Source organism: Streptomyces sp. NPDC091279, assembly GCF_044757465.1.
Taxonomy (GTDB): domain Bacteria; phylum Actinomycetota; class Actinomycetes; order Streptomycetales; family Streptomycetaceae; genus Streptomyces.
Genome location: NZ_JBIVVA010000004.1, coordinates 556,801 through 574,523, shown reverse-complemented (window position 1 = coordinate 574,523; position 17,723 = coordinate 556,801). Strand labels below are relative to the sequence as shown.

At 72.0% G+C, this 17,723-nt stretch carries 13 protein-coding genes; 2 read left to right on the top strand and 11 right to left on the bottom strand.

Features of this window, described 5'->3' with window-relative positions; genetic code table 11:
• Window positions 1–30: 30 nt before the first annotated feature.
• The 10 genes from ACIQOU_RS13000 to ACIQOU_RS12955 all read right to left on the bottom strand — a co-directional run bounded on the left by ACIQOU_RS13000 (window position 31) and on the right by ACIQOU_RS12955 (window position 14,098).
• Window positions 31–714 carry a restriction endonuclease gene (locus tag ACIQOU_RS13000; RefSeq protein WP_401536587.1) on the bottom strand — a complete coding sequence of 228 codons (684 nt, stop codon included), beginning with the start codon at window positions 712–714 and terminating at the stop codon, window positions 31–33.
• 168 nt (window positions 715–882) lie between these two features.
• Complete coding sequence (locus ACIQOU_RS12995; RefSeq protein WP_401536585.1) at window positions 883–2,265, bottom strand: alpha/beta hydrolase-fold protein; 1,383 nt, start codon at window positions 2,263–2,265, stop codon at window positions 883–885.
• Between the two features lie 167 nt (window positions 2,266–2,432).
• Window positions 2,433–3,773, bottom strand: coding sequence for a hypothetical protein (locus ACIQOU_RS12990; RefSeq protein ID WP_401536582.1), 1,341 nt, complete (start codon window positions 3,771–3,773; stop codon window positions 2,433–2,435).
• Window positions 3,774–4,081: 308 nt separating this feature from the next.
• A complete protein-coding gene (locus ACIQOU_RS12985; RefSeq protein ID WP_401536579.1) occupies window positions 4,082–4,585 on the bottom strand; it encodes a nitroreductase/quinone reductase family protein in 504 nt (167 codons plus the stop codon).
• A 52-nt stretch (window positions 4,586–4,637) separates the two neighbouring features.
• On the bottom strand, window positions 4,638–5,954 hold the full coding sequence (locus ACIQOU_RS12980; protein ID WP_401536577.1) for an aminotransferase class III-fold pyridoxal phosphate-dependent enzyme: 1,317 nt from the start codon (window positions 5,952–5,954) through the stop codon (window positions 4,638–4,640).
• Window positions 5,951–6,781 (bottom strand): TauD/TfdA family dioxygenase, encoded by an 831-nt coding sequence (locus ACIQOU_RS12975; protein ID WP_401536574.1) that lies wholly within the window; start codon window positions 6,779–6,781, stop codon window positions 5,951–5,953. The genes ACIQOU_RS12980 and ACIQOU_RS12975 overlap by 4 nt, the downstream gene beginning before the upstream one ends.
• A gap of 46 nt (window positions 6,782–6,827) precedes the next feature.
• Complete coding sequence (locus ACIQOU_RS12970; RefSeq protein WP_401536572.1) at window positions 6,828–7,592, bottom strand: SDR family oxidoreductase; 765 nt, start codon at window positions 7,590–7,592, stop codon at window positions 6,828–6,830.
• Window positions 7,585–9,021 carry a coproporphyrinogen-III oxidase family protein gene (locus ACIQOU_RS12965; RefSeq protein ID WP_401536570.1) on the bottom strand — a complete coding sequence of 479 codons (1,437 nt, stop codon included), beginning with the start codon at window positions 9,019–9,021 and terminating at the stop codon, window positions 7,585–7,587. The genes ACIQOU_RS12970 and ACIQOU_RS12965 overlap by 8 nt, the downstream gene beginning before the upstream one ends.
• Before the next feature lie 29 nt (window positions 9,022–9,050).
• Complete coding sequence (locus ACIQOU_RS12960) at window positions 9,051–12,980, bottom strand: type I polyketide synthase (RefSeq protein WP_401536568.1); 3,930 nt, start codon at window positions 12,978–12,980, stop codon at window positions 9,051–9,053.
• A 212-nt stretch (window positions 12,981–13,192) separates the two neighbouring features.
• Window positions 13,193–14,098, bottom strand: coding sequence for a helix-turn-helix transcriptional regulator (locus ACIQOU_RS12955; protein ID WP_401536566.1), 906 nt, complete (start codon window positions 14,096–14,098; stop codon window positions 13,193–13,195).
• Window positions 14,099–14,647: 549 nt separating this feature from the next.
• Between ACIQOU_RS12955 and ACIQOU_RS12950 the strand changes: the two genes are divergently transcribed.
• The gene (locus tag ACIQOU_RS12950) at window positions 14,648–15,334 is read left to right on the top strand and encodes a hypothetical protein (protein WP_401536565.1); all 687 of its coding nucleotides are present in this window, start codon (window positions 14,648–14,650) and stop codon (window positions 15,332–15,334) included.
• A gap of 51 nt (window positions 15,335–15,385) precedes the next feature.
• On the opposite strand, the gene ACIQOU_RS12945 is transcribed toward ACIQOU_RS12950, so the two are convergent.
• Entirely contained in the window at window positions 15,386–16,411 is a 1,026-nt protein-coding gene (locus ACIQOU_RS12945) for a LacI family DNA-binding transcriptional regulator (protein ID WP_401536563.1), read from the bottom strand.
• 200 nt (window positions 16,412–16,611) lie between these two features.
• On the opposite strand from ACIQOU_RS12945, the gene ACIQOU_RS12940 reads away from it, so the two are divergent.
• Complete coding sequence (locus ACIQOU_RS12940; RefSeq protein ID WP_401536562.1) at window positions 16,612–17,721, top strand: asparaginase; 1,110 nt, start codon at window positions 16,612–16,614, stop codon at window positions 17,719–17,721.
• Window positions 17,722–17,723 lie beyond the last annotated feature (2 nt).

The window sequence follows — 17,723 nt, the reverse complement described above, 5'->3', positions numbered from 1 at the left end:
ACCGTCGGGCGGGGCAGCGGCGGGGGCGGGTCAGGAGAGGGGGGTGGGGCGGCGTGGGGGCGGGATCGCGCGGAGCAGTTCCCACAGGGGGCGGGAGCCGGCGGCCCAGGTGCCGAGGGTGTGCCGGTCGACGACGTGCAGGCGTTGCCGCCGGGCGAAGTCGAGGGCCGGTGCGGTGGCGCGGCCGTTCGTCACGATCACCGCGACGTCCGCTCCGTGGACCGGGCGGGCGGTGCCGTTGAGGACCTGGAGGTCCGGGGTGCCCACGGCGGACCCGGCGAGTCCGGCGCGCCGGTGCTTGCACTGGATCACCCAGTGCCGCCCGTAGGGGTCGGTGGCCTTGACGTCCGCGCCCAGGTCACCGCCGCCGCCGACCCGGACCGCGTCCTGGCAGCCGTCGCGCCGCATCAGATCCCGCACCGCCTCCTCGAACCGGCTGTGGTGCAGGCCGTCCAGTTGGGCCAGCTCGTAGCGCAGGCCCCGGGCGCGGACCGCCTCCCACCGCGCCTTCTGCCGTCGCCGGTGGAGTACGGCGGCTCCCCCCGCCACCGCGAGCGCGGCGCCGACGACCAGGGCCCACGGGTGGTCCGACAGCCAGTCGACGACCGCCGCCACCAGGGCCACGGCCAGCACCACGGCCACCAGGAGACCGGTGAGCCGGTCCTCCGTCCGCTGCCGCCGCCCGCGCCGCCGCACCGGCCCCCGCCTGCCCATCGCCACTCCCCCGCCCCGTGATCCGCCGCCCGGACGGACTCCTGTGTACCGGGCCGCACCCGGCGTCGCGGGCGCGCCGGGGAGGAATGGCATGAAGTGATCTCGAACCTGGCCGGATACGCCCCGGCCGCCCCCGCTCACTCGGAGCGGGGGCGGCCGGGATCTCCGCTAGCGGGACTGCCGCATGATCCAGTCGCGGACGCCCGGGATGGTGTATGCGATGCGCCAGGTCGCCATGTGGCCGCTCACGGTGGAGCCGGCCGGGACGACGGTGCCCTCCTGGAAGGAGGCGTAGTTCACCGGCGCCTTCTGGGACTTGAGGCTGCGGACGTCGGAGGCGAACTGGGCGGCGGTGGACCGGCCGTCCCACACCGCCGTGGCGACCTTGGTGCCCGCGCCCTCGATGACCTGCATGATGCCGTTCTCGCCGGGGTACGCCTTGGTGTCGTCCTGGGCGACGACGACCCACAGCTTCTTGGCCGCGAGGGGGGCGACCTCCTCGGTCGGCCACTGGCCCGCGACGACGAAGGACGCGGCGAACAGGTCGGGGTACTTGATGTTCAGGCCCAGCGTCATCATGGCGCCCATCGACTGCCCGGTCGCGTAGAGCCGCTTGGCGTCGATGGCGTACTGCTTCGTCAGCGACGTGACGAGGTTGGCGGTGGCGTCGAACAGCGTCGACGGCTTGTAGGTGTCGTCGATCACGACCGCGCCGTACTCGGGGGCCAGCACGAACGACTCGTGCTTGGCCTGGTCCTCGGGGCTGGCCCAGCAGACCGCGCCGAGGCCCTGGACGAGGGGGCCCTGGGTGGCGACGTTGACGACGCTGGCATCGTGCATGAACAGCACGAGCGGGTAGCTCTTGCGCGGGTCGTAGTTCTTCGGGATGTACAGGTTGTACTTGAGGCTCTGGCCGGTCGCCGGGTCGTCGAAGGTGAACTGCCGGAAGTCGTCGACGACCGGGTTCACCACGGAACCGGTGGTCAGCACCGTGTCGCTGGCGGCGTAGTGGGCGCCGCCGGTGGTGGTGACGGTGCCCTTCTGGGTGAGGGTGGCCTTCGCCGCCACGATGGTGCCGCCCGGCGTGGTGTCGCCGACCACCGGACCGCCCGGGCCGGGACCGTCCCCGGTGCCGCCGGAGCTGGTGGGGCTGGGCGTGCCCGACGGGGTGCCGCCGCCGCCCTGTCCGGTCACCCACAGGGCCGCCGAGGTGTCGTCCGGCGAGAGCTCGACGATGACGTACCGGCCGTCCCTGCCCTGTGCGGCGACGGCGGTGGTGGTGTTCGCGTAGACCTTGGTGACCGTCCGGCCGGTGACCGCGAACGTCGAGGTCGACAGGGAGGAACCGGCGATGTCCTGGTCGTACTCGACGGCCACCGCGACGAGCTTCTGGCCGTCACCGAAGACCCCGGTGATCGCGGTGGCCCCCCGGACGTGACCGGCCTTGGTGACAGCGCCGCGCGGCTCGGTGGTCGCGGCATAGGCCACGCCGCCGAGGGCGGCGAGGGAACCTGCCGTCGTGGCTCCGGCGATGAACGTGCGCCTCTTCATGGATCGGACTCCTCAGTGGGGGATGACGAGCGTGGGCCGAGACGCCGACCGTGGGTTCAGTGTGGGCGACCGTACGGGGGCCCGCTCGGCGAGTGGTGAACGATATTGTCAACAACCTCGGGCACAGGTGTGCCGGGGTCGTCGGGCCATGTGCCGTGCGGTGCGGCTCAGGCGCGCAGGGCGTCGAGCATGGTGCCGATCTTCGCGGCGACGGTCTCGGCGGCGCCCTGGGCGTACGAGGAGTCCATGGCCTCGTACGTGATCCGGGCGTAGCTGCGGGCCTCGGCCATGTTCTTCGCGCCGCCTTCGAGCATCGACATCACCGCGGTGTGCGGGAACGGCGAGTGCTCCTTGATGCCGCGCGCGGTGTCGGTGGACAGCTCGGGCGACACCCCGACGAACACGCCGTCCCCGACCTGGAGGACCCAGATCGGCACGTCGGCGGTGCCGCTGGGGGTGAAGTCGTACGACGTCGTCGGGCCGGTCGGATGGCCCGAGGCCATGGTGTTGACGGTGACCGAGTCGGTGACGAAGCGCACCGGCGAACTCCCGCTGCCCGCGGTCGTCTTGATGGACTCGCTGACCCGGACGACCTCGGTGCCCAGGCGCTCGCCCTGCACCGTCAGGAGCAGCCAGCCTGCGTCCTGGGCGTCGACCTGGGACCACTTCTTGTCCTTGTCGATGGTGTACCGCTTGGCGCGGAACGCCGGTGCCTGGTCCCCGCAGGAACCGACCAGGAAGAAGCCGACGGCGGAGTCGTACTGGTTCTCGACGTGCCGGGCGGCGGCGCCCGCGAGGTCGGCGGAGATCGGCAGGCTCCCGTCCGCCATCACCGACTCCATCATCACGGAGGACTGGACGTTGTAGTTCATCAGCACCGCGATGGGGTTGCCGTCCAGGTCGTCGAAGCGGGTGACCCCGACGCTCTTGTCGGAGGAGCCCGCCTCGCCGGTGCCCAGCCACCAGCCGTCGGCGGTCAGGACGTCGCGGTTCACGTTGACGTCGCACGTGCCGGTGCCGTAGCCGACGCGGGCGGCGGTGAGGCCGCCCACGGCGGCGGTGACGGCACTCGTCGTGGCCTGCTTGATCTGCTCGATGTACTGGGCGGCCCCGGTGCTGCTGCTGGCGGCCTGCACATGCGGTGCCGAGAAGGTGTGCGTCACGGTCACCACGATGTCGGCGCTCGCCACTCCGGCCGCCTTGGTGATGATCGCCCGGACGGCGGTGATCGCCTCCGCGCTGATCGACGTGAGGTCCAGCACGGTCAGGGCGACCCGGCGGGCTCCGTTCTCCAGCAGGAGTATCCGCACCTGGAGGTCGTCGTGGACCGTGGTGAATCCGTCGAGCGGCAGCAGGGACGCGGGGATGGCGATCGCGGCCCGCCCGGCGCCCACCTTCAGCCCGGTGTCCGTCGCCGCGCGCGCGGCGGCGTCCGTCGCCGTGCCGGTCCCCGAGGCGTGCGCCGCGGTGCCGGTCGACAGGGTCGCCGCCGTCAGCGCCGCCGTCACGGAGCTGCTCAGAAATGCCCGTCGGCGCAACGATCCATCCGGTCGGGAATTTCCCTTTTCATCCGCCACACGTATCTCCTCCATGCGTATTATCAATGGTCCCTGAAAAACTTCGACTCTTCACCGGAGAGGCGAAATGAATCTCCGTAGCGCGATCGTTGCACCGCAAAGATGGGCAGGTCAACGCGTTGAACGGGGAACCTAAGATTGCGCACGGCGAATTACGCACGTGACCAGCGACTCTCTGAATGACCTGTGAGAATCACACCGTTTCCAGAGGGTTTTCACAGGCCGGTCCGGCGTCCCGGTCAGACCGGGACGAGGCGGAAGATCCGCAGCCTGCGGGCGGAGCGGCGGGCGTAGCGCGCGTAGGGCGGCCAGAACGTCACCATGGTGTCCCACGCGGCGCTCCGCTCGGCTCCCTCCAGGAGGGCGGCGGTCACCGTGCGGGTCCGCCCGGAGCGGGTGATCGTCGCCCGGGGTTCGGCCAGCAGGTTGCGGGACCAGGCGGGGTGCTCGGGCCGGCCGGAGTTGCTCGCGACGACGAGGTAGCTGCCGTCGGCCTCGGGGCGGCACAGCAGCGGGACCTGGCGGGGGCGGCCGCTGACGCTGCCGGTGGTGGTGAGCATCAGGGACGGCAGCAGGGCGGGCATGATGAGCAGCCGGCCGCCGGTGAGGCGGTGCGCGGTGCGGTCGACGTGCGGGGCGACGGCGGCCAGGACGCGCAGGAACCGCTCGTTCGCCCCGGCCTTCTTGATCGCCCGTAACGCCAGGCCGTCGCGGCCCGCCGCGTGCTGGTCACCGGCCGTCATGATGTCGTCCTTCCGTGGGAGGTGAACGGGGCTGTGCCGATGGGGAGTCGGCTCACCGCGCGGTGACCGTCTTGCGGACCGCCGTCACGACGTGGTGGGCGAGCCGGTCCTCCTCCTCGCCGGTGAGGCAGGCGGGCGGGGCGAGCAGAAGCGTGCCGCCCTGCTGCCGGGTGTGGGCACCGAGGTCGTACACCACCTGCTGGACGGTGGCCGCGGTGGCGGCGCTGTCCAGTTCGACGCTGACCGCGAGGCCGAGTCCGCGCACGTCCACCACCCCTTCCGTGCCGCGCAGTTCACGGCCGAGGGTGTGCAGCAGCCGGGCGCCGATGTCGCGGGCGGCGGCGACGGCTCCCGTCGCGCGCAGGTGTTCCAGGGTGGCGGTCGCGGCGGCGCAGGCGGCGGGCGAGGCCGACATCGTGTGCCCGTAGGGCACGGCGGCCCCGGGCGGCAGCCGGTCGAGGATGCCCGGGGCCACGGCGACGGCGGACAGCGCGCAGACGCCGTTGGTCAGACCCTTGCTGAAGGCCGTCAGGTCCGGGCGTACGCCTTCCTGTTCGTGGGCGAACCAGGCGCCGGTCCTGCCGACGCCGGTGAACACCTCGTCCAGCACCAGGAGCGCGCCGTGCTCGTCGCAGATGCGGCGCAGGTCACCGAGGAGCCCTTCGGGCAGCAGGATGCCGCCGCCGACGTTCAGGAGCGGCTCGACCAGGACGGTCCCGGCGGCTGTCGCCTCCAGGGTGGTGCGCAGCTGGTCGGCGAGGAACTCCCGTGCCTGCGGCGAGCGTTGGCCCGCGCCGGTGAACTCGCCGAACGTCAGGTGGTGGACGCGGGCCCCGGAGCCGTGCGGGGCGGCGCTGGTCTGCGGGAGCCCGGACAGGGACTGGCACAGGGCGGTGGAGCCGTGGTAGCCGCGGGCGAAGGTGACGAGGTCGGTCCGCCGGGCGTCGAGGGCGTTCCAGTACGACAGGGCGATCCTGACGGCGAGTTCGATCGACTCGGAGCCGCTGTTGGCGAAGAAGAAGCGTTCGCCGTCGAGTTGGCGGACGGTGCGCAGCCGGTCCGCGAGCACATGCGCGGGGCGGGCGAGCCCCTGGGACATGTCGACGTGGGCCAGCGCCCTGAGTTGGGACAGATAGGCGGCCACGATCGGTTCGGCGCCGTGTCCGCACAGGACGTTCAGCGCGCCCGACGTCGCGTCGAGCACCCGGTGTCCGTCGCGGTCGAGCAGCCACGCGCCGCGTCCGGAGACGAACGTCGGGCCCGAGTGGTCGCGGGGTGCCCGCCAGGGGCGCCCGAGCGCCGACACCGTCTGCTCACTGCGCTTCATCGGCTGCGGTTTCCCTTTCGCGTCCGGTGCGGACGTCGTCATGGTGTGGTCCTCGGTGCGTCGGTGTGCAGGCTGCGCAGCAGCAGGCGGGGGCGGAGCGGGTCGTCGACGAAGTCCTCGCGGGAGTGGGACAGGAGGTCGTTGCGGAAGATCAGGCACTGGCCGGCCCCGAGCAGGAGGTCGATGCGGACGTCCGGGTCCGAGCGGCGGGCCCGGAAGTGGCGCAGGGCGCGGTCTAGGGCCGCGCGCTGCGCCGGGCCTTTCGGGTGCCAGCGTTCGACGCGTCCCTCGCCGTAGCGGGTGGCGTAGGTGCCGTCGCCGAGGTCGGCGAAGACCGGCCCGACCGCCTCGCGTTCCACTCCGGGCAGGGTCGAGCGGCGGCCGAGGATGGTGTCGCTCAGCAGGACGTCGGCCGCCTCGGGGTCGTCCGCCCGCAGTTCCGCGAAGACGCGTCCGGCGTTGAGCAGGGCCGTTCTGCCGCCCCGGTGGGCCGGGCGGACGCAGTACAGGAGAGTCGTCCTGATGGTGCCGATGTCCTCCAGGAGGCCGTCGGTGTGCCAGCCCTGTGCCGCGCCGGTGTGGAAGACCGGGTGGTCCGAACCGGCCTTGCGGGTCACCTCGGTGACGGTCGGCTGGTCCGACTCCCGGTACAGGAGCGGGACATAGGGTTCCCCCAGGTCCAAGTCGGCGCGGATGACGGCCATTTCACGGTGGGCGTCCGCCGTCGACACGGTCGGCGAGGGGCTGCGCGTCACCGCGAAACCGAACGTCTCCAGCGCTTCCCGGGTCTCGTCGGGCTTCAGCAGGTCGGTCAGAGGTCCGCGGCCGTGCGCGGTGAGATGGGTGTAGCTCGACGTCGTCAGTTGCATTCCTCGTGCCCATACGTTTTCGAGGAACGGCCTTGTGGCGCGGCGGTCACAGGACCAGTCCTCCGGAGATCTCGATCACCTGGCCGGTGATGTAACGCGCCCGGTCCGAGGCGAGAAAACAGAGGAGGGCGGCGACATCCTCGGCCGAACCGAACGCGTGGGTGGGGATCATCGACTTCACCAGGTCGGTGTGGGGTCCGGGCAGCGCGGCCGTCATGTCGGTCTCGATGAAGCCGGGTGCCACGGCGTTCACGGTGACACCGAGGCCGCCCAGCTCCTTGGCCAGTGCCTTGGTGAAGCCGATGATCCCGGACTTGGAGGCCGCGTAGGCCGTCTGGCCGGGGGCGCCGTGGATGCCGGACGCGGAGGTGACGTTGAGGACGGTGCCCTTGCGCTGCCGTACCAGGGGCATCACCAGGGGGCGGGTGACGTTGAACATGCTGCCGAGGTTGGTGTCGAGGACCTCGTCCCACTGGTCCCTGCGCATCCGGGCGAAGCTGACGTCCCGGGTCACGCCCGCGTTGTTGACGAGGACGTCGAGGCGGCCGTCCAGGAAGTCCAGCGCCTCGGCGGCGAACTTCTGCGCCCCGGGTCCGTCGGACACCTCGCCCGGCAGCGCCGCGCACCGGCGGCCGGGGTGGGCGGCGCGCACCTCCTCGCACAGGGCCTCGGCCCGGTCGGCGCTGTGGTGGTAGCCGAACGCCACGTCGGCGCCCTGTGCCGCCATCAGCCGGACCACCGCGGCGCCGATCCCGCGCGAGCCGCCGGTCACGACGCAGCTGCGGCCGCTCAGCGGCAGCGCCTCAGCCATGCTGCGCTCCCCCGTCGCCGATCAGCGTCAGCCCGGCCTGCTGGGCGCGGGCCTCCCGCTCACGCAGGGCCCGGTAGCGTTCCTCGGCGAGCAGCGCGGAGACCAGCGGGGTGTAGAACGGGCCGTCGCCGACGAGCCTGATCCAGTCCGGTTCGATGTCCGCGAGGCGGCGTTCGGCCAGCGCGTCCCAGACCGTGGCGAACTCCTCGTACACGTCGACGCCCATGGCGCGGCGGATGCCGGCCCGGTCGATCTCCATGCTGAGCAGCTTGCGGAAGACCGTGGAGAGCAGCCAGTCCTCGGGCTGGTGGCGAAAACCCCGCTCGATCGGGAACCGGCCCTCGTCGATCGCCCTCTTGTACAGGGGCAGGCTGCGCTGGTTGATGAACGACCAGGAGCGCCCGGCGCCGAAGGAGGCGTCCCCGAAGAAGGAGACCGCCGCGTATCCCCAGCCGACGGCGTCGGAGGTGTCCCGGGTGGTCTCCGGCCGGTAGCCCTCCCGGAATGGGCGGGTCGTCGGATCGCCGGGCTTGCGGAAGCTGTAGGCGCCGTGCTGCTCGTAGCCCCGGTCGAGCAGGAAGTCGCGGCCCTCCCGGTACATCTCCAGGTTGCTGAGGGTGCTGGGGAGTTCGTGGAAGCGGTTGAGGGCGAAGTCGGTGGGGCCGCCGACGTTCAGTTCGTAGTGGGTGATGTCGTAGACGTCCCAGGAGACCAGTGTCTCCAGGTCTTCGAGCATGGTCTCCACGGTCTGCTGGGGCCATCCGTAGATGACGTCGACATTGGCCGCGAGCCCGAACTCCCGGGCCCATTCGAGGCTTTGGACGACGTGTTTGGTGGTCTGTTTGCGGCCGCTCAGACGGTTGAGGCGTTCGTTGACCTGCTGTACGCCCATGCTGATGCGGTTCATGCCGGAGTCGCGGATCGCCCGCATCTTGTCCCGGGTGAAGAGTTGGGGGATGCCTTCGAGGGTGATGTCGGCCGCCTCTTCGATGTCGGGGAAGATGCCCCGGACGAGGTCCATGATCTTGTGGTACATGTGCGGCCGGTACAGGTTGGAGGTGCCGCCGCCGAAGTACGCCGTGGTCAGGACGGAGCCCTGGAGGCGGTCCCGGTAGAGGTCCGCCTCGCGTTCCACATAGCCGTAGTAGTCCTCCAGGGCCTCGTTCCCCTGGAATTCCTCGACCGGGAAGAGGCAGTAGCCGCACTTTCCCGGGGTGGTCTTGATGCAGTAGGGGACGCCGATGTACAGGTAGACGCCCGCCTGTTGCCCCTCTTTCTGCAACTGGCGGCGGTCCTCGGTGAGTTCGTCCATGGGGACGGAGCGTTCGTTCCAGTAGCGCGGGGACGGGAAGCCGTGCTGGACCTTGTTCGCCTGCCGTTGTTCGAGATGGGTGTCCAGGTATTCCTTGACGAATGCGGAATCCAGCATGCGGGGCTCTTCCTTTCGATGACGGGCGGTCAGGCGGACAGGACCCTTTCCAGGAGGAAGTCGGCGAGACCTTCGATGGTCTGGTAGTCGAGGGCTTCCATGGCCCGGAAACGGAATTCGAGCTTTTCCTGGATACGGCGCTGGAGGTCGGTGACCTTCAGGGAGTCGAGGCCGATCTCCAGCAGCGCGAGGGACGGGTCGATCCCGTCCTCCTCGAACTCCAGCTCGGCGGAGGCCCGGCCGAGGGTCGCCCGCACCTCCTGGACGATCCACCGGGTGACCGCCTCCCGCCGTTCGTCGTCGGTCAACGGCGCGATCAGATCGAGGAGTTCCTGCCGGGACCGGCCGATCCGGGCACCGCTGTCCGCCCCGGCCGCCGTCTCCTCCGCGCCCCCGGCCAGCGCGCCGGAGTGCCGGTACTCGACGCCCTCGAACTCGGCGACGACCGCGCCCTGGTCGTCGGTGACCAGCAGGTCGACGGCGAACGCGGTCCGGGAGTCGAGCGGCCGGCGCCGCAGCCGGGCCCACAGCTGTGCGGGCAACGGCCCGGTCAGCACGAGGCGTTGGACGGCGACCGGGAGGTAGCCGCCCGGGGCGAGGGTGTCGTCGGCGGTGACGAAGAGGGCCGCGGCGAGCTGGAGGCAGCCGTCCAGCATGGTGGCCGTCCGGTGGGTGTGGCGCTCGGCGGGCGCGCCGTCGGGGACGACGGTGATCCGGGCGAGGGCCTCCTCGCGGTCGGGGGTGGCCACCCACAGTTCACGGACGGTGGAGAAGTGGTAGCCGTGCTCCAGGCCGTCGTCGCGCAGTTTGCCGTACAGCTTCACGGGGGCGAGGGGGGTGGGGATCTCCGCGCGCAGCGCCTCGGGGAGTCGGCCGGTCCGGGTGTCCGTGGTGCGGTCGAGGGGCCTGATCGTGCCGTGGCAGTGCTCGTTCGCGGGAGCTGTGGCGCCCTCGGTGGTGCCGGTGATCGTGAAACGGCGGGGTGCGTCGGGTGCGCCGGTGAGGGTGGCCCGGGCGAGGGTGACGGCGCCGCGTGCGAGGACGAAGGGGCGGGTGAAGCCGACGCCGGTCAGCTCCACCGGCGTGTCGGCGGCGGCCCCGGCCGTGGTGAGGGCGCGGACGGCGAGTTCCAGGTAGCCGGTGGCCGGGAAGACGGTCGCCCCGTGCACCCGGTGGTCGGACCAGGGCGCGGCGGTCGTCAGCCGCTCCTCGTGGACGTGGTCGGACGGCTCGGCCCGCTGAACGGCGGTCACCGGTGCGGGAGTTGGGGTGGCGGCCGGGGTCGGCTCGGCGCGGGTGCTCTCCGGGTCCTCGGTCCACCAGTAGCGGTCCTTGCGGAACGGGTACTGGGGTGCCGCCGGGGTCCGCCGGTAGTGGGCGCCCGGGTAGAGGCGGGCGAGGTCGAGGGCGGCGCCGGAGGTGAACAGGGCGCCCGCCGTGCCGAGCAGGTGCCGGACGTCGCGGCGGTCCCGGTCGAGGGTGCCGACCGCGGTGACGCCCTGCTCGCCGAACGCCTCGGTGATCTGCCGGAGCAGGGCGGGGTGCGGGCCGATCTCGACGATCACCGTGCAGCCCGCGTCGACGACCGTGCGCAGGGCGTCGTCGAAGCGGACGGCGTCGCGTGCCTGGGCCGTCCAGTGGTCCGGCCCCTCCTCGCCGGTCAGGGCGCACCCGGTGAGGCCGGAGATCACGGGGATCGACGGGTCGGGGTGGCCCGGCTGGAAGGCGGCGGCGCACTTGTACAGGCCGGGCAGGACCGGGTCCATCAGCTGCGAGTGGAAGGCGTGCGAGGTGCGCAGCCACGCCGCCTCGACGCGGGCCCGCTCGGCCAGTGCGGCGATCTCGTCGACGGCGTCGGCGGTGCCGGAGACGACGACGTTGCGGGGGCCGTTCACCGAGGCGATCCCGGCGGAATCGGTGCGCCCGGCGAGCCAGCCCCGTACGGTCTCCTCGTCGGCGCCGAGCATCAGCATGCGTCCGTCGCGCGGGAGTTCGCTCATGAGCCGGCCGCGCAGCACGCTGAACCCGGCGGCGTCCTCCAGGGTGAGCAGGCCGCCCACGCAGGCGGCGACGACCTCGCCGAGGCTGTGTCCGGTGACGGCGGCCGGGGTGATGCCCCAGGAGCGCAGCAGGACGGCGAGGCCGTACTCCACGGCGAACAGGGCCGGTTGGGCGAAGCGGGTGTCGTGGATGTCCCGGTCGGGGTCCTCCTCGAAGAGGATCTGCCGCAGCGGGACGGTGAGTTCCTCGTCCATCACCGCCGCGCACCGGTCCACGGCCGCCGCGAACTCCGGTTCCCGCTCGTACAGTTCGCGGGCCATGCGCGGGTACTGGGTGCCCTGTCCGGAGAAGACGAAGGCGACCTTGGCGGCCTTCCTGGCGCGTCCGGCGGAGACCGAGGCGGGGGCGCGGCCGGTCTGCCACTGGCGCAGGTTGTTGGCCAGCTCCCGGCCGCCCCGCCCGGTCACCGCGAGACGGTGGCGCAGCGGTGCCCGGCCGACGGCGGCGGTGAACACCGCCTCGGGCAGCTCCTGTCGGCGGGTGCGGGAGAGGAAGTCGGCCCAGCGTCCGGCGAGTTCGCGCAGGCTCTCGGGTGACTTCGCGGACAGGGTGAGGAGTTCGTCGTCGCGGCGGTCGCTGGTCAGGGCGTCCGGGGCGGGGCGGGCCGGTGCCTCGCGGAGCACGGCGTGGGCGTTGGTGCCGCTGTACCCGAAGGAGTTGACGCCCGCCAGCCGTGCGGTGTCGCCGCGTGGCCAGTCCACCGGCTCGACGGGGATCTCCACCGGGAGACCGGTGAGGTCGATCTTCGGGTTCAGGTCGTCGAGGTGGATGCTGGGGTAGATGGTCTCCCGGTCCAGACAGAGCGCCGCCCTCACCACCCCGAGCAGCCCGGCGCCCGCCTCGATGTGACCGACGTTGCTCTTGCCCGAACTGACGTACAGGGGACGGCCGTTGCCGTGGGCGGCGCCGTAGGTGCGGGCGATGGCGTCCATCTCGATCGGGTCGCCGACCGGGGTGCCGGTGCCGTGCGCCTCCACGTACCCGATCTGTGCGGGGTCGACCCCTGCGGCGGCCAGGGCGCTGCGGATCACCCGCTGCTGACTGCGGCCGTCGGGTGCGGTGAGGGTCTTGGAGCGCCCGGTGTGGTTGACGGCGGTGCCGATGATGCTGGCCAGGATGGGGCTGCCGGACGCCTCGGCCCGTGACTGGCGGGTCAGGAGCGCCGCCACGCAGCCCTCGCTGCGGACATAACCGTCGGCGCCCGCGTCGAAGGTGCGGCACCGCCCGCCGCGTGAGAAGAGGCCCAGCTTGGCGAACGAGATGTGCACGTTGGGCGCCAGGATGGCGTTGGCCCCGGCGACGATGGCGGCGTCGCACTCGCCGGAGAGGATGGACTGCCGGGCCAGATGGATGGCGACCAGCGACCCGGAGCAGGCCGTGTCCACGCTCACGCAGGGGCCCTCCAGGTCGAGGAAGTGCGCGATCCGGCCGGCGCTGACGCTGTTGGCGTCGCTCATCGCCTCGTACGCGGTGATGGCCTCAAGGCCGCCCTCGACCTTGAGGGTGGCGTAGTCGTGGCCCATCAGGGCGAGGAAGACGCCGGTGTTGGTGCCGGCCAGTTCGTCGGGGTTCTGTCCGGCGTGCTCCAGGGCGTGCCACACCGTCTGGAGCAGCAGGCGCTGCTGCGGGTCCATGTAGGCGGCTTCCCGGTCCGAGATCCCGAAGAAGCCCGCGTCGAACCGGTCGACGTCGTCGATGAACCCGCCGTGGCGTACATAGGTCCGGCCGGCCGCGAGGGGGTCGGGATGGTAGAACGCGTCGACGTCCCACCGGTCGCGGGGGATCTCGCGGATGCAGTCGCGGCCCTCCTCGAAGACGGCGCGTGCCTCGTCCACGGTGTGCACGCTTCCGGGGAGTGTGCAGCCGACCCCGACGACGGCAATGGGTTCTGATTCCACCTGGGTTCCCCTTCGGTGATGTCGGCGAGTTCGGTGAACGTCACGAACTCGCCGGGCAGGGACGGATTCGGGGTGGTCAGCCCGAATTCACTTCAGTCCCACCGGCGACCTACGGAAATATGCGACAGGAGTTGTCGAGGTCGGTGTCGAGCACGGTCGTTTATTTTTCCGCTCGTCGCGGGTCGTGTCATTGTCCGGGCGCGACGGACCGGTTAGCCGGTGGCGTCCGGGTGGCGTCGTCCGTCGCGGAACCTGCCCGGTGGCATTCCGTACCGGGCGCGGAATACCCGGCTGAAGTCGGAGGCCTGGGTGAAGCCGTTGCGCAGGCCGATCTCGCGGATGGGCAGGGCGCGCAGTTCCGGGTCGCGGAGTTCACGTCGGCAGGTCTCCAGTCGGCGCTGGCGAATCCAGTCGGAGGGGGTGCTGCCCTCGTCCTTGAACAGCCGTTGCAGATGGCGGATGGAGATGTGGTGGGCCGTGGCGACGAGGCCCGGGGTGAGGTCGGGGTCGCCGAGGTTGCGGTCGACGAAGCCGCGGATGCGGGTCATCAGTTCGTGCTGCTGGGTCTGCGGGCAGGCCTGCGCGGTGTCGACGAAGCGCCGTTCGAGGACCGCCGCCGCGAGGTGGAGGGCGGCGTCACCGAAGCGGGCCGCCTCCGGCGCGCGCAGCCCCGGGGCCCGCACGGCGGCCTCGACGAGGAACCAGCGCAGCAGCGATCCGGGGCCCGTGGCGTCTCTGACCTGGTGCGGTGGCTCGTCGGGGTAGGGCAGGAGCGTCGGTACGGCGGTGTCGGGGAAGACCATCACGACCGCCTCGGCGGCCTGCTCGCCGGTCCCCGGGCCGATGCTCAGCGGGAGGCGGGTGTCGCACAGCGCCACCGTCTCGTCCCGGACGACGAACGCGCGCCCGTCCCGCACCACCCCGATCGCGCCGCGCGCGCTCAGCACGAGGGCGTGCCGGCCGGGGTCGGCCGCGAGCACCCGGGGTCCGCAATCGGGTGTGCGGAACTCGATCCGATAGGCCGTGACGCTGCCCAGCTCGGTGGTGTGCAGAATCGGATAGGCGGCGCGGAATGGGCTTTCCTGATGCGGGAGTTCCCCCGTGCGTTGCGCCGGCACACACGCGGGCTCCTGGGCGGTCCACCGGTTTGCGAGACAGAGCAGGCCGTGTAACGGTGCCCCCTTGCTGTTCCCCCTGGACATTGGGCATCTCCCCGATCAACACGTACGTGAGTTCTTCAGTCCGGCCGTCGGGGCGGCCCCGAATCGACCCGTCGCGGCCTCGCCGGAAGGGTGCCCCTGCTCGCGTCGTCGGCAAACGTCGCCCGCATCAACGGCGAAATTGCGCGCCTGTCCAGAAACAGGCAAACAGGCGTGCCAACTCTCTTTTGTACGAGGCTCGTTGACTGTCCGGAAAATTTCGAACACTTCCTCATGGGCATGATAAGAAGGCTCACTCCTGTCGAGATACGACGTGTCGGCTTGGCAGGGCGCGACTCATCAATTGGCGTCTCGCGCCGGGCTGTTCAGGGCGGGCGGGGCGCCGGTGGCCGTCGCGGCAGAATCAACTCCCGATGACACGGGGGTACTTGTGCTGTCCCCGACATGTGCGCAGCGGTTCCGGGTCCCGGGTCGGGTGCGGCGCGGGGACCGGCGGAGGGAGAGAACGTGACGGGAGACCTGGCGGCGTACGACATCGCGTCGTGCGAGGACTTCGACGAGATCGCCGACATCCTCACCGACGCGTTCCGCGACACCGCGGTGACCCGGTGGATGGTCCCGCCGGACGTGCCACGGCGGGAGCGGTACATCAGGGGCTTCATGCGCACCTGGGTGCGGTTCATGGTCGAGCACGAGGGGATCGCGCTGCTCTCGCCCGGCCGGGACGCCGTCATCGTCTGGGAACCCTCCGAGCGCGCCCCGCTCCCGGCCGAGGACCAGGCCGCCTTCCGGGCCGACATCATCGACGCGACCGGTCCGGTGTCCGGGCGGTGCCTGGATCTCATGGAGTTGGTGGACGCGCACTACCCGGCCGACCTGCCGCCCCATATCCACGGCGCGCTGGCCGCCGTTCGCCCGGGGGCCGTGAACCGGGGGGCCTTCTTCGACCTCGCGATGGCCACGCTCGGGTACATCCATCCCCGCAAGCTGGGCGTGTACTGCGAGGGTTCGTCGGACGGGAGCACCGCGCTGTGGGAGCGGCTGGGTGCCGCGCCGATCGCGCCGCAGATCCACCTGCCGGACAGCGACGTCACGTTGACGCCGTTGTTCATGCACCCCGACGACATCGCCCGCCACCCGGCGCTCCCGCTGCTCGCGTCGAGACCGGCACGAGGGGCCGGGACGTCCGCCTGATGCCCTGTCAATTCACCGCCCCGCAGCCGTAGTTGACGGACGTGCGGGGCTTCAGGTCGCCGTGCGGTCCCCGTCCCGCATGTCGCCGACCGGCCGTTCGCTGGAGGCACGGACCTCCAGGGTGGGGGCCAGCCGCTCCGAGGGGGCGGGGCGGCCGCCCATGAGCCGGGTGAGCAGGTCGAGACCCCGGCGGCCCATCTCGTGCATCGGGGAATGCACGCTGGTGAGCGGGACGGGCAACTCCTGTGCGAGGGGGGTGTCGTTGAAGCCGACGACCGCGACATCGCGTCCCGGATGCAGGCCCCGGTCACGCAGGGCGCCCATCGCGCCGATCGCGGCGAAGTCGTTGACGGCGAAGACCGCGGTCGGCGGCGGTCCGGGCGCCGCCAGGATGCGGTCCACGGCGTCGCGGCCGCCGCGCGCGTCGAACGCCGACCGCACGACCCGGTCGGCCGGGACGCTCACGCCCGCCTCCGCGCACCGCTCCAGGAAGCCTCGGGTGCGGTCGAGGCCGGTGCTCGCGTAGGGCTCGCCCGCGATGACGGCGAGCTCCCGGTGGCCCAGGCCCAGCAGATGGTCGGCGGCGAGGCGGCCACCGAGCGGGTCGTCGCAGGTCACCGAGGTGTGCCCACCGGCGTGCCGGCTGACCAGCACGAACGGCACGTCGCGGGCGGCGACTTCGTCGAGGAAACCGTCGTCGGAGCGGGCGTCGCCGAAGATCAGGCCGTCGACGCGGCGGGCGAGCATCATCTCGGTCTGGGCGCGCTGGGCGTCGGCGCGGTCACGGGTGTTGGCCACGAAGGCGTGCAGTCCGTGTTCGGAGGCGGCCTCCTCGATGCCCTCGTAGACGGTGGCCAGGACCAGGTCGGAGAGCCGGGGCACCAGGACACCGACGAGGTTGCTGCGCTGGGTGCGCAGGCTGGTGGCGTGCGGGTTGGGCCGGTAGCCGAGTTCGTCGGCCAGCTCACGGATGCGGGCGACGGTGGCGCTGGAGGCCGCCCGCCGGCCCTGCTCGGGCGGGGCGTGCAGGGCGCGCGACACGGTGGAGACGTGCAGGCCGAGACGGTCGGCCAGCATGCGCAGGGTTACCTGTGGGCGCCCGGGGTCCATCGCTGCTCGTAGCCCTTCCGTCCCATGCGGTGCCTGGTCGCTGCGCGTGGACGGCCGGTGACAGGCCGCCGTGCGGGCGTTTTCCGTGATCGTAACAGCGGGGTCATTGACCGGGTCAGGGAGCGCGTGCAAGATGAGCCAATCGTTTGGCCCAAACGTTTGGCCACGTGGGACTGGAGGTTCTCTTCGTGCGCAGGGTCGTGGTCCTTTCCACCGGCGGAACCATCGCCTCGCGCCCCGACAGCCGGGGCGCCGCTCGCGCCACGGACGGGTCCGGGGCGTTGCTCGACGCGCTGCGCGAGGTGCCCGGCGAACCCTCGGTCGCGGTGGAGGGGCGGGACGTCGCCTGTGTCGGCAGCTACCTGCTGACCCCCGGCGACATGGCCGACATCGTCCGCCACGCCCACCGGCAGCTGGCCGATCCGGACGTGATCGGTGTCGTCGTCACCCACGGCACCGACACCATGGAGGAGACCGCCTATCTGGCCGATCTCGTGCACGAGGACCCGCGTCCCGTCGTCTTCACCGGCGCCCAGCGCAACGCGGCGGCCCGGGACACCGACGGTCCGCGCAATCTCGCCGACGCCATCGCCGTCGCCGCCGGTACGGAGGCCCGGGGCTGCGGGGCGTTGATCGTCTTCGACGGGCTGGTCCTCGCCGCCTCCGGTGCCCGCAAGACGCACACGCTGGCCTCGAAGGCGTTCACCGCGCCCGACACCGGCCCGCTCGGCCGGGTCAGGGACGGCGTCGTGCGCCTCTCGGCCCGGCCCGTGCGCCACCCGCCCCTCGGTCCGCGCGCCCTGGAGCTGGGCGGCGTCCGCGTGGACACCGTCGCCTGCTATCCCGGCGCCGACGCGACCGCGCTGGAGGCGTGCGCGGCCGCCGGTGCGCGGGGCCTGGTGCTGGAGGCGACCGGCGCGGGCAACGGCAACCACCTGATCCACACCGCCGTCGAACGGCTGACCCGCGCGGGAGTCGTCGTCGCCCTGTCGACCCGGGTGCACGCGGGCCCGGTCGCCGCGGTCTACGGCGACGGCGGCGGCGTCGACCTCGTACGCGCGGGCGCCGTCCCGACCGGGCTGCTGCGTCCCTCGCAGGCGCGCGTCCTGCTCGGCGCGCTGCTGGCCCGCGACCCCGATCCGGCCCGCGCCGCGCGGGAGTTGGGCCGGCTGTGCGACACCGCCACCCCTGGTCCGGCCGCGTCCGCGTGGCTGCCGGAGTCGAACCCACCGGCCCGGGTCACCGTGCCCGTGCCGCCCTCGGAAAGGAATGAGTGAAC